Source organism: Terriglobales bacterium (genome assembly GCA_035567895.1).
GTDB lineage: Bacteria > Acidobacteriota > Terriglobia > Terriglobales > Acidobacteriaceae > Gp1-AA112.
In genome coordinates this window covers 1-12,730 of record DATMPC010000006.1, presented here as the reverse complement: position 1 = coordinate 12,730, position 12,730 = coordinate 1, and the positions used below count along the sequence as shown (strand labels likewise).

The 12,730-nt window shown below is 55.7% G+C and carries 8 protein-coding genes and 2 tRNA genes; 6 read left to right on the top strand and 4 right to left on the bottom strand.

The window, feature by feature from the left end; all coding sequences use genetic code 11:
* The first annotated feature begins 26 nt into the window (after positions 1-26).
* From VNX88_01160 to VNX88_01135, 6 genes are all read left to right on the top strand, one after another.
* A complete protein-coding gene (locus tag VNX88_01160; GenBank protein ID HWY67236.1) occupies positions 27-866 on the top strand; it encodes a prohibitin family protein in 840 nt (279 codons plus the stop codon).
* A 62-nt stretch (positions 867-928) separates the two neighbouring features.
* A complete protein-coding gene (locus tag VNX88_01155) occupies positions 929-1,444 on the top strand; it encodes a DUF4337 domain-containing protein (protein ID HWY67235.1) in 516 nt (171 codons plus the stop codon).
* Between the two features lie 169 nt (positions 1,445-1,613).
* Positions 1,614-2,723 (top strand): LacI family DNA-binding transcriptional regulator, encoded by a 1,110-nt coding sequence (locus VNX88_01150; GenBank protein ID HWY67234.1) that lies wholly within the window; start codon positions 1,614-1,616, stop codon positions 2,721-2,723.
* A 178-nt stretch (positions 2,724-2,901) separates the two neighbouring features.
* The gene (locus tag VNX88_01145) at positions 2,902-6,483 is read left to right on the top strand and encodes a carboxypeptidase regulatory-like domain-containing protein (protein HWY67233.1); all 3,582 of its coding nucleotides are present in this window, start codon (positions 2,902-2,904) and stop codon (positions 6,481-6,483) included.
* A gap of 357 nt (positions 6,484-6,840) precedes the next feature.
* A complete protein-coding gene (locus tag VNX88_01140; GenBank protein ID HWY67232.1) occupies positions 6,841-7,965 on the top strand; it encodes a tetratricopeptide repeat protein in 1,125 nt (374 codons plus the stop codon).
* A gap of 357 nt (positions 7,966-8,322) precedes the next feature.
* Entirely contained in the window at positions 8,323-9,588 is a 1,266-nt protein-coding gene (locus tag VNX88_01135) for a cupin domain-containing protein (GenBank protein ID HWY67231.1), read from the top strand.
* A gap of 51 nt (positions 9,589-9,639) precedes the next feature.
* Here the strand turns inward: VNX88_01135 and VNX88_01130 are convergent.
* The 4 genes from VNX88_01130 to VNX88_01115 all read right to left on the bottom strand — a co-directional run.
* Positions 9,640-9,714, bottom strand: a tRNA-Cys gene (locus VNX88_01130).
* A 74-nt stretch (positions 9,715-9,788) separates the two neighbouring features.
* A tRNA-Gly gene (locus VNX88_01125) sits at positions 9,789-9,863 on the bottom strand.
* Positions 9,864-10,064: 201 nt separating this feature from the next.
* Positions 10,065-11,012, bottom strand: coding sequence for a dihydroorotate dehydrogenase (locus VNX88_01120; GenBank protein HWY67230.1), 948 nt, complete (start codon positions 11,010-11,012; stop codon positions 10,065-10,067).
* 191 nt (positions 11,013-11,203) lie between these two features.
* On the bottom strand, positions 11,204-12,730 hold a 1,527-nt coding region (locus VNX88_01115; protein ID HWY67229.1), incomplete at its 5' end, for an alkaline phosphatase family protein.

Here is a 12,730-nt window from a genome sequence, read left to right as displayed (position 1 = left end):
TTAACGCTCTTAAATTGGAGGAGGCGATGAAGATGCCGGAGTACGGAAGCGAAAAGCAGATGAATGTTGGTGGCTTGTCACGAGTGGTGTTGAGTGTCGTGATTCTGGTGCTGCTCTTCTTTATGGGAGCATGCTCGATCACGAAAGTAGATACAGGTAATGTCGGTGTTCTGACGAAGTTCGGCCGGGTGACTGGCGATGTGTTGCCGGAAGGTATTCACCTGATCGATCCGCTTAAGTCTTCGAATCAGCTGTCGGTCAGGACACAGGAACAAAAAGAGACCGCGTCGGTTCCCTCCAGCGAGGGATTGATCATGACGTTGGAGGCTTCTCTGCTGTTCCATCTCGACAAGGACAAGGCAGCCGACGTCTATCAGCGTCTAGGTGCTGACTATCAAATCAAGATTGTCGAGCCTACGCTTCGCTCCTCGATTCGTGAAGCCACTTCGTCCCATGGAGCAAACGCGCTTTACACCGGGGAAAGAGAGCAGGTAGCAAAAGAAATAGAGTCAAACTTGGCGTCCCAACTTGCGTCCAGAGGAATCGTGGTTGAGAAAGTCTTGCTGAGAGACATTCAATTACCCGAGGCCTTAAAACGGTCGATCGAGCTGAAGCAATCGGCCGAGCAGGAATCCCTCGCAATGCAGTTCAAGTTGCAAAAAGAGAAACAGGAAGCCGACCGCAAGAGAATCGAGGCCCAAGGCATTAAGGACTTCCAGACGATCGTGGCGCAAGGCATCACGCCGGGACTGCTGGAGTGGAAAGGAATCGAAGCGACGGAAAAGGTCGCAGCATCACCGAACTCAAAGATTGTAATCGTCGGCAATCAAAAGAATGGCTTGCCGTTGGTCCTAGGCGGAAGCTAGCCTCGTGCCCAACGGACGTAATGTTGGTGATGTCACGAAAGCGGAACGTAGAGGAGAGTTGAATGGAGCCCAGTGAGCTTAAGGAAGCAGAAGAACGCGCTGAGGTTCAGGGTGAGAAGCGCATTGGCGTAACCATGGCCGTGGTTGCGGTCTTTCTTGCCCTGGCGACGATGCTTGCCCACAGAATGCACACCGAAGAGGTGGTCTTGCAAACTCGCGCAGCCGATCAGTGGGGATACTACCAGGCAAAAAACTCGCGCTCACATATGTACGAAGCCGATTCCAGGCTGGCGATGCTGACAGCATCGGGCAAAGATCTGGCGAGTCAACTGGCGGGAACCGGCAAGAAGGAATCGGAAGACGCAGAAAGGATCCGGCAAAAAGCTGAACACCTCGAAGCGGAGACGGAGTCTGCAGCCCACCGCGCCACATACTTTGACGTTGCCGAAGTCATGCTGGAGGTCAGTCTCGTACTCTGCTCAGTAACACTACTGACGACATTGTCAGTGTTCTGGCTCTCGTCCTTTATTAGCACTCTCGCCGGACTTGGATTGATTCTGTTTGGGATGATGCGTTGAGCCAGGTGAGCCGCTTTTGTGGAGGCAGTAACGATCGCCAAGCTTTCGATGGGCTGGGCTGCACCATAAAAAGCCCATCATTCGCCGCTCTCTGCTTGCCTTGATCACGTCTCGCGTGTCAGGCTACTGGTACGATTCGTGCTAAGCTCGCAGGCGGAAATCAGGGACAATGGCGGGGAAAAACCATAATTCATCCCGGAATGGGAACGGCGACCGGGTCACGCTGAAGCATCTCGCGCAACATCTGGAGCTTTCGCCCACTACGATTTCCGTGGTTATCAGCGACTCCCCACTGGCTGCTACCATTGCGGAAAAGACGAAGAAAAGAATCTGGGAGGCCGTGCGGCAATTCAATTACCGGCCGAACGTCTTTGCGCGCTACCTGCATGGTAAGCGGACTTATTGCGTCGCGGTCCTCGTCCCGGATATCGGCGATGAGTTTTCTTCATCGCTGATCAGCGGAATTGAGAAGCGGCTTGCCCAGCAGGGCTACTTCTATTTCGTAGTAAGCCACCGAGGTGCTCCCGAGCTGATCGAGAAGTCGCCGGACACGCTTTTGGACCGCGGAGTTGAAGGCATGATCTTCATCAACACTCCGCTGGGACGCAATCTGCCGGTACCCGTGGTTGCTGTCTCTGACATCACCGAAGCCTCAGACGTGAGCAGCATCGTCATCGACAATGCCCGTGCCGCGCGGTTGGCGCTCAAGCATTTGCGTACCCTGGGACATCGCAAAATCGCGTTCTTCCGCGGTCCCGAGGGCAATGGCGATACCGAAGATCGATGGGAGAGCGTGCAGAAAGCGGCGGCTGACCTACGTATTCGGATTTCTCCCAGGTTGACGCGCGGGTTAGGCAAGTATCCCGAATGTAACGACACCACCATGGCCGACCTGGGCTATCACGCGGCAAAAGAGCTGTTGAAGGCTTCGCGCGATTTCACTGCTCTTGTCGCCTTCAATGACGGTTCTGCCATCGGAGCGATTCGCGCATTTCGCGATGCCGGCCTCAAAGTGCCGAAAGACGTCTCGGTGATCGGCTTCGATGACATCGACCAGGCTGCCTTCAACGTGCCTCGATTGACGACCATTCGCCAACCGCTGATTCGTATGGGTGAGCTGGCGGCAAACACGCTGATCAAGAGAATCGAGCATCCCGAGGAAAAGCCTGCCGAGATCCTGGTTGAACCCATGCTTGTAGTTCGTGAATCTACGCGCGCTCTTGCCAGCACTGAAATGACTCCAGGCAACTCGCGAGGGCGTAAAACCGCGCGGTCCTGATAATCTCCTCTCCTTCCCTCGTTGGTAATTCAAATCCCGCCCCAAAAATGGTTTGACAACCCCTGCCTGCTCGTGGCAGAGTTTCGGGCCGAGAAAAAATCTAAATCGATTTAGATTTAGATCTATAAGGTTTTAGTCAAATTCGTGAGCAGCAAAAATCTCCTTTTGGAGGCTGGCAATGAAGCTTTCGTCCACGTATGCCGAGAGTCTTATTCAGGCCGCGAAGCCGCGCCGCAAACACTTTCTCCTGATACTCAGTTTGGTTTTGGGAATGTCTGCCGTGCAGGCCTTTGCGCAAGACGCCACACTCGTAGGCACAGTCACTGACAGTTCGGGAGCGGTAGTCCCGAATGCCGCGATCACTATTACCAACATGGCAACGGGGCAGTCCCGTAAACTGACGAGCAATGATGCTGGTCAATACGTTGCGAGCGCACTGCCGATCGGGAACTATGACGTAAAAGTCCAGGCCTCCGGCTTCAGCCTGGCAGACACGACCGGAGTCGTGCTGAACGTAGCCGACCGTCGACGCGTCGACTTCACTCTCAAGGTCGGCGCAACCCAGACGTCGATCACGGTCGAAGCTGCTCCCATTGTCGTCAAGACTGAGAACGGCGAGGTCAGCAGCATCATTACCGGCGAGCAGATCACGCAGCTCGAGACTAACGGTCGCAGCCTGTACTCCATCGTCAACCTGACTCCAGGAGCGAGCAGCCTGCAAGGGGACTTCCAAGTTCCGACTCCAATGGGCGGCGACCAGAACGTAGCCTTTAACGGTCAACGCGTAGCCCACAACTTGTACATGATCGATGGCGCCGAAGCTGCAGATAGAGGCGGTTCAGGCGCGATTGTGATGCCTTCCATCGATGCTATTGCCGAGTTTCGGCAGTTGACCTCCAACTACAGCGCGGAATACGGGCTGTCATCTTCGGCAACCGTGACTTCGGCGCTCAAGTCCGGCACCAGGACGCTGCATGCCGCAGCCTGGTGGTTCGGGCGCAACGATGCCTTCAACGCTCGAAATTTCTTTACTCCAAGATTCAACGCGAACGGCTCAGAAAACAAGATGCCGAAGCTGCGGTTTAACACTTACGGCTTCAACGTTGGTGGTCCAGTCAAATTCAAGAGCGGCTCTGAGCCCAAGACGTTTTTCTTTTACAACATGGAGTGGCGCGATCTGATTCAGGGCGGCGCCCTGCGGACGAATGTGCCATTTACCAGCACCTATGGCGGTAATATGAACGACGCCCTCAACTTTGGCGGCGTTCTCAACACCGGCCAGACCACGCTGCACGTACCCAACTTCTCCACGCTCTCTTCCTCGCAGCAAGCGAAGTTCACCGCTGCCGGTCTCAGTTCGGGTCAGCCCTTCCCTAACAATACGATCCCCGCATCTCTGCTCGATCCCAACGCGCAGGCGTTACTTAAGGCCGGAATATTCCCAGCTCCCACTTCGGGACGCACATTCATTGGCGGCGCCGATTCACCCACAAACGTGAAAGAGGAACTGGTCCGGGTTGACCATACCTTCAACGAGAAGTTTTCTGTCTTCGGCCACTTCATCGCAGAGCAGATTCTGCAGACCGACATTCCCACGCGCTGGAGTGGCGGCGCTAACTTGCCGACCGTTTTCGATACGTTTGGCAATCCGTCGTACAGCGGGGTTGTTCATGCTACGCACATCATCGGTCCAACATTGCTCAACGAAGTGGCGTTTAACTACGGCGGAAACCGGATCAACATCCTTCCCGCCGGCAAATACAAGCTCACAGATACAGGTTTCTCCCAGCACAAGCTCTTCGGCAGCCCGACAGACGTTACTCCAATCATCAATCTGAACGCGGGTGGAAAGACTGGGTCGCGTTACGATGCGAACTGGTGGCCCTGGAGCAACGTTGCCGACAGCTATCAGATTCGCGATGATCTCTCTTGGACACGCGGCGCACATCAGTTCAAGTTTGGCGCCGGCTGGCTAAACTTCCGGAAGCTGCAACCATTGCAGACCACCACGCAGGGAAACTTCGGATTCAACGGGAATTTCACTGGCTATGATTTTGCCGACTTCCTGCTCGGTCTCTCCAGCGGCTACAGCGAAGCTGCTCTCAAAGACGACCGAAACTGGAACAGCGTTTCCTGGTTTGGATACGTGCAGGACAACTGGCATGCCACCAGGCGTCTGACGCTGAACCTCGGCCTGCGCTGGGACGGAATGCCGCACACGGCAGAAATCAACGGACAGATGTCGAACTTCTATCCGGCTCTGTACAACCCGGCGAATGCTCCGCTGTTCGCAAATACCAACGGTACGGCGATCTGCGCTGGAGCTGGTATTCCGAATTCCTCCTGCACAGCTGCGAGCCCAGCGTTGGCCACCGGTCCCAACCCTGCACTCAATGGGCTCTTGCAATATGCAAATGGTCTTGGCGTGCCCGGCCAGACTCCTGGGGTAACCAACGCCCTGGTGGACAATCATTGGAACAACTTCGGTCCTCGGTTGGGCTTCGCCTACGATCTGACGGGACGTGGAACGACGGTGCTTCGTGGAGGACTCGGCATCATGTTCGAGCGCATCCAGGGCAACGATATGTACCAGGCTGGCGGGAATAACCTGTTCGGTGGATCAGCTTCGATAAGCAACGTTTCTCTCTCCGATCCCCACGTCGGGGTTGATCAAACCAACGCAACAATCAGCAGCGCGACTCTTCCGGTTACGGTTAACAGCATTCAGGAGCTCGACGCCAAACACTACAAGAATCCAACCAGCTATCAGTACAGTCTTGGCATTCAACACCAGCTTGGCCGGCAAACTGTATTGTCCACATCGTATGTAGGAAACCAAAACCGGTATTTGAGCTTCCGGCAGGAACTCAATTTGCCCAATGCAAGCCTGCTGCCGACCTTCATCACCAATTCAACGGCAGCCGCGCAGTACAACAAGGCCGTTCCCTTTTTGGGATACCGCAGCATCAATGTAGACCAAAATGGAGCGAACTCGAACTATAACTCGCTTCAAGTTGAGTTGCGATCGAAGATACGTGACCTCTCACTGCAGGGAGCGTACACGTGGTCTCGCGCTCTGGATCCCACAACCGGCACCGGCGGCGATGGTTTTGATCTCAACAACACGTCGAATCCGTATCTCGGATGGAAAAACGATTGGGGTCCGTCGATCTTCGACCGTACCCATGTTGCATTCGTCAACTTCATCTACAACGTTCCATTCTTCCGCTCCAGTTCCAACAATTTGCTGAAGAACACCGTCGGAGGATGGGAGTTGTCAGGAATCGTGACGATGGAAACGGGCGCGCCGATCAACCTTGGCGTCTCCGGTAACAATGTGTGCCAAACGGTTCAGAACTGCTCCGTGCGGCCAAATCAGGTTGGAGCGATCAGCTATCCCCACACAGCGACAACCTTGAGTAGTGGAAACAACACGATTCAATGGTTTGATCCCTCAGCCTTTGCCATCAATCTCATACCGGGCAGCACAACCGCGATCTTCGGCAACATGCGCAAGAACGCGTTACGCGGTCCCGGGCGAGACAACTGGAACATGGCGCTCTTCAAGAACATCGCCTTCACCGAGCGTCTACACACCGAACTCCGTTTCGAGGCCTACAACATTTGGAACCACACGCAGTTCCGCGGAGACGTAAATGGTGGAGGTATCAACAGCGCGATCGGCGGTACTGACGTTGGTAAGATCACCAGCGCCAACGATGCTCGAACTCTGCAGCTCGGAGCGAAGGTGATCTTTTAGCCTTGGTTGTATGGGAACCCTCTCGCACGCCCGCCTGGTGGGAGCCAGGCGGGTTTTTTCTTGGTGCTCTGTTTCTGCGATCAGGAACGTCGATGATCTGATCGGTATAGCCAGGTTTTTAGACTGTCATCCCTCGCGCCGTCGCAACCTTGTATGATGCACCGAGAATTTGGCTGTTGCGGCGCCGGGATCTGTTGTGCCTCATCGTGACAGAGAAGAACAGCAGATCCCCCGGGCCGCATTTGCTTCGACGGCATACTTACTTCTCCGCGGCGGCCGAGGGATGACAGTCTCAAAGAGAATGAGACATCGTTGTGAAACGCTGCTCGCCGTTCGACTGACGTCTGCAGACATTCAATGAAGCTCCGGGTGTCGATATCTCTGATCGCTCTTCTGTGGCTTGCTCCTGCCCAGGCACAGACGATGCCTTCTGACGCAACGGCTCTCGAGCGCCAGGGAAGGCTTGCGGACGCAACCAAGGCGTGGCGCGCCGTCACAGCACAGAATCCCCGTGACGCTGCGGCCTTCGCGAGCCTGGGCGTCGTGCTATCCAAACAGCAAGAATACGAGGAAGCGGTCGTTGCCTATCGACAGGCTCTCGCGCTAGATCCAAAGCTGAATGGGATTCAACTCAATCTTGGCTTAGCTCTCTTCAAGCTGGGCAAGTTCCAGGCAGCGATCGCCCCATTTCGCGCTGCGCTGGCAGCAGATCCGAAAAACATGCAGGCGAGAACTCTGCTTGGTATGAGCTATTACGGAGCCAGGCAGTTCGACGCGGCCGCTAAACAACTGGAACTTGCAACGAAGGCCGATCCAGCGAATCTCGAGCTGCAACAGATGCTGGCTCAGAGTTGTTTGTTCGTGAAGAACTATCCCTGCGCGATCGATACATTCCGTCACATCCTCCAACAGAATCCTGACTCGGCAGCCATTCACATGCTGCTTGGCGGAGCTTTGGATAGTTCGGATCGAACGCTGGACGCGATCACCGAATTCAAGCAGGCAGCGCGAGTTGCTCCACGAGAGCCTAATGTTCATTTCGGACTCGGCTTCCTGTATTGGAAGTCGAATCGCTTCGATGAGGCAAAGCAGGAGTTCGAGAATGAACTCGCCAACGATCCGGCTAACGCGCAGGCGATCGGCTATCTCGGCGATATAGAAATGAAGAGGACGAATCCGGACGGAGCCGTTCCTCTGCTTAAGAAGGCACTTCAGTTAAAACCTGATCTGCGGATGGCATACATGGATCTGGGCACAATCTACACGCGTCAGAAAAACTATGCCGATGCCATCGACGCACTTCAGCACGCCCGGGACCTCGATCCGGCCGAACCTGACGCGCACTATCGGCTGGCGCGCATTTACCAGACCTTGGGGAAAACCGAAGATTCACGGAGGGAATTCGCCAAGGTAGAGCAGCATTATCAGAAGAAGGACGAAAGCCTCATCGAAAAGCTGCCCCAGCCACCTCAGCCGCGTTGAGCAGCCGGGCAAAAGGGAACATTTCTTCGGGGTTTGGTGTTCCGCAAGCTGGCATGGATGCTCCATATGCCTGCGGAAAGAGCGAACACGAAGGTCACGAAGTTAACGGCGAAGGTCACGCAGAAAAGAGCCATGGCCCTCCGTGACCTTTTGTCTTGCCTTCGCGGCCTTCGTGTTCGCCTCTCCTGGTCCTAACGCTTTGCTCATCGGGAACAATACTTCGGGACCAAATTGCCAGACTGAGCTTTCGTCTCAGTACTCCGCCTATACACTACGTGACACTCCATAATCTGCGTGTGCCGCGATTGCGGTAAACTCAGCGCGGAAAATTCAGACGGTCAGCGAGGGGTCACAGGGATGGACGACAAGAACGATAACAACGAGATTTCGCGCCGTGGTTTTCTCGAACTCGGCTCGGCCGCAGTGGCAGGCGTTGCGGGAATTCTGGCCATAAACGATGTTGCGGCAGCGCAGTCATCGTCAGGAGAAGTAAAGACCGGCAGAACGACGCGCGTGAGCGATCCCGGTCCGACAAACAAAGCTCTTGATGCCGCCAATCGGGATGTAAGTGTCCCGCCCTTGACTGACGCCGGTGGTGTGCCCACTTTTAAGTATCCGTTCTCGCTCTCCAACCGGCGCGTCTTCGAAGGTGGATGGTCGCGCGAGGTCACAGTCCGAGAGCTGCCTGTTTCCAAATCCATGGCCGGAGTGAACATGAGACTCACGGCTGGCGGCGTTCGTGAGCTGCATTGGCACACCGCCGCTGAGTGGGCCATCATGCTTTACGGCTCCGCAAGAATCACCGCCATCGATAACGAAGGCCGAAGTTTTGTCCGGGACACGGAGCAGGGCGATCTCTGGTACTTTCCGACCGGCATTCCCCACTCCATCCAGGGACTCGGCCCTGATGGCGCAGAATTTTTGCTGGTATTCGACGACGGCGACTTCTCCGAGTACGCGACGGTGCTGCTGTCTGACATCGTGACGCATACGCCGAAGGAGGTCCTGCTAAAGAATTTTGGAATCTCCAAGCAATCTGTCGATCAGATGTTCAACGGCGAACTCTTCATCTTCCAGGCTCCAATGCCCGGCTCGCTCGGAGACGATCAAAAGCTTGCTGCAGGAAAGCTTGGTCCATCGCCCCACGATTTCTCGTTTCGAACCAGCCAACTTGCGCCCGCGAAGAAAACAAAAGGTGGCGAGGTTCTCATTGTTGACTCGAACACGTTCAAGGTATCAACAACGATCGCCGCGGCAATCGTGACGATCCATCCTGGGGGCATGCGGGAACTGCACTGGCACCAGAACGCCGACGAATGGCAATATTTCATCAGCGGCACGGGCAGGATGACCGTGCTTTCCACCGGCCACCGCGCTCGCACGATGAATTTTGAAGCCGGCGACGTGGGTTATGTGCAACACACGTTACCGCATTACATCGAGAACACCGGCAACACAGACCTTCGATTTCTGGAAATGTTCAAGGCGAGCCGATATCAGGATCTCTCGCTTTCCGAGTGGCTGGCGCACACTCCTCCGGAACTCGTGATGGCGCACCTGAGCATCGACAGAGCTGCTTACGATGCGATCCCGAGGGAGAAAGCAGTCATCTTGCCGGAATGATCGATTTAGACAGCGGAGTACCGCTGAAGCCAGCCGGAGGAAAAGAAAGAATGGAGGCGCGGGTCGGAATCGAACCGACGCATAAAGGTTTTGCAGACCTCTCCCTTACCACTTGGGTACCGCGCCCTCTCTAAGACGGCTTGCCTAACACCGAAAACCCTCGCCCACAGCGAGGGTTAACTTAAACAGCTTCAGCAAGTTGGAGCGGGAGACGGGATTTGAACCCGCGACTTCGACCTTGGCAAGGTCGCACTCTACCGCTGAGTTACTCCCGCTCGGAACCAACTGATTATAACAAAGCAGACTGCCGCGCTCTCGTTTGATCGGGCCATCGGGTGATCGGGTCATCGGGTGAAGTAAGACCAAAAGGCCTGCACGGTTGTCCTACTTCCAAGACTGTCGTCCCTCGACCAAAGGGAGGGGATCGGAAGGGCGAGCCTCTTGTCTCTTACTTCACCCGATCACCCGATTCTTTCTCACCCTTCAACTTTCAGTCCGCCGATCAGCTCCTTCACATCTCTCACGCGATGCTCGATGCACCAGCGATAGAGCTGATCGATGATGTGTTCGGTCGCGCAGGGATCGAAGTAGCTTGCAGTGCCAACCTGAACTGCGGCTGCGCCTGCGAGCAAAAACTCTACGACGTCACTGCCGGTCGCGATTCCACCCATGCCGATGACCGGGATGTTCACCGCGCGGGAGGCCTCATACACCATGCGCAGAGCGATCGGCTTGATCGCGGGACCCGAGAGGCCGGCAGTAATATTCGAGATACGCGGCTTGCGGGTTTCAGGATCGATCGCGAGCGCAACGAAAGTATTGATCAACGAAATTGCGTCCGCCCCGGCCTCTTCGGCCACCTTGGCCATCAGAGGGATGCTGGTCACGTTAGGTGACAGTTTCACGATCAGGGGACGCCGCGAGAGCCGCTTACAGGCGGATACTACTTCTTCCAATGCATGTACGTCACTGCCGAAACTAATGCCGCCCTGCTTTGTGTTAGGACAGGATACGTTCAGTTCGTAAGCTGAGATGTTTTCGCCTTCATTCAGGATGCGGATTACGGCTTCGTAGTCCTCTCGCGCATAGCCGAAGACGTTAGCGATAACGATCAGGTTCTTTTTGCGTGCCAGAATGGGAAGCTTCTCGCGCAGGAAAGCTTCGGCGCCAATGTTCTGCAGCCCAATTGCGTTGAGCATGCCTGCGGCTGTCTCGAACATGCGTGGCGGAGGATTGCCGGCCATCGGCTCAAGTGAGAGTCCCTTAACGACAAAGCCGCCGAGCTTGTCGAGTGCGACGATGTCTTCGAACTCTACGCCGTATCCGAAGGTCCCGCTCGCGGCGATGATTGGGTTTTTGAAAGTCAGGCCGCAGAAACTAATGCTGAGATCGGGGCCGCTGCGCGGTAATGCAGGGGAGCTCATTCTAGAAACGATTTAACCACGGAGACAGAAAGGGCGGAAGTCGAATCGGGTGATCGGGCCATCGGGTGAAGTAAGACGCCAAATATCCGATTGCTTGTAGGCCGAGATGTTCGCGCAAATCCGCAAAATCCGCGTTCATCCGCAAAATCGGAGTGAATCCGCGTGAGCTTTTGCTGTTGCTCTTGCTTCTGTCACCGGGATGTCGTCAGGGCCTCGGTCAAGACTCGCCCAATTGAATGCGTCGGACGTTCAATCCCGAGCAGTGCGCTGAAAGTCGCGACCATATCAACTGGTTCTGAATGCCCACGATAGGTGCCGGGCTTAAACGGTGCACCATAAAAGGCCAGCGGCACGTGAGCATCGTAGTTATAGGGAGTCGAGTGGTCTGTGCCGGAAGGGCTGCCGATGAAGAATGGCGCCGGCTGCCCTACGACGTACCACCCCCCGTACGCACTGATGCTGTGCAGGTACTGCTCGCTGTAAGGAGTAGCCGGCAGCGTGCCTCGCGTGAGTTGTGTGCGCGTGTAGACGGCGCGCAGGAACGCTACCTGTTTGAAGGTATCGCCGACTAATTGTTCAGCCTCAGCCTCACCGACCTTCGCGACATCGAAGTCGTCTTTGCATAAATACGCGATCGGCCATGTCATCCACGCGACGAAATCCGGCGTGCCTTCACGATTGGTGCGCTTGGCATCCTCCGGGCGCAAGCAGCGCGGTCCGCCGGTGACCTGCGGGAAGCGAGCCGTCAGCCGCTGATTGATTTGCTGCGCCATGCTCGATTCATCGAGATATCCGCCGGGAATGCGCATGGCCTGCGCGTCATCGACCAGCGGCGCGATGCCGTGATCGGCTGAGAGCGCGATCCATACGTTGTCCAGTCCAACCTGCTGCTTTAGAAAACCAAAGAACTCGGCAAGCTGCCGGTCGAGCGCTAGCGCCATCGCTGCCATTTTGGGATCGTTCGGTCCAACCTTGTGGCCTAGGATGTCGTTCGCGGAAAGACTGATAGATAAGAGATCAGTGGTCGGACCGCTGCCCAGCTTCTCCTGTTTGATCAGTTCCTTTACGAAATCGAGTTCGTAGTCGTTTGCGAATGGCGTCTTGCCGACCAAGTCGTAGAATCCGAGGGGTTGTCCGGTGCTGTTGGTTGCAGGCGCTGTGTTGTCGAGCACAGTGCCATCGGGTCCCTTCCACTCCTGGTTGAGATATTTCTTGCCCGGACCGCTCGCGTCGAAGTCCACCACCCATTGCGGCAATGCCTTCATGTAGTAGCTGGAGCTTACCCACAACCCATCTATCCGATCGATCCAGTAGCCGGCGTTTCCGGAATAGCCGGCAGGGAAGATGGACGCGCGATCCTTCATGGAAATACCGAAGACGCGTGATTTGCCTGCTGTCGCCAGCTTGAGTTCGTCGCCAATCGTGTCGGCCATTAAGTTGTGCGGAGAGGTGCCTATCTCCTGCGATCCACCAGGCTTCAGTGTTTCGTAATGATCGTCTTCGACTGAAGTAACGACTTTGCGCAACACGGGGTCCCACCACTCATTGCCCGCGATGCCGTGTCCATCGGAGTACGCGCCGGAGAAAAGAGTCGCGTGACCGGGAGCTGTGCGCGTGTTCGCATAATCGTAGCGACAGTCAGTGAAGTTGGCGCCGTGATCCATGAGAAGCCGAAAGCCGCCTTCACCGAACTTGTCGTAGTAGCGCTCCAGGTAGTC

Coding starts and splice junctions, on each gene's coding strand:
- VNX88_01160 (HWY67236.1), top strand. CDS start 27: ATGAAGATGCCGGAGTACGGAAGCGAAAAGCAGATGAATGTTGGTGGC.
- VNX88_01155 (HWY67235.1), top strand. CDS start 929: ATGGAGCCCAGTGAGCTTAAGGAAGCAGAAGAACGCGCTGAGGTTCAG.
- VNX88_01150 (HWY67234.1), top strand. CDS start 1,614: ATGGCGGGGAAAAACCATAATTCATCCCGGAATGGGAACGGCGACCGG.
- VNX88_01145 (HWY67233.1), top strand. CDS start 2,902: ATGAAGCTTTCGTCCACGTATGCCGAGAGTCTTATTCAGGCCGCGAAG.
- VNX88_01140 (HWY67232.1), top strand. CDS start 6,841: ATGAAGCTCCGGGTGTCGATATCTCTGATCGCTCTTCTGTGGCTTGCT.
- VNX88_01135 (HWY67231.1), top strand. CDS start 8,323: ATGGACGACAAGAACGATAACAACGAGATTTCGCGCCGTGGTTTTCTC.
- VNX88_01120 (HWY67230.1), bottom strand. CDS start 11,012: ATGAGCTCCCCTGCATTACCGCGCAGCGGCCCCGATCTCAGCATTAGT.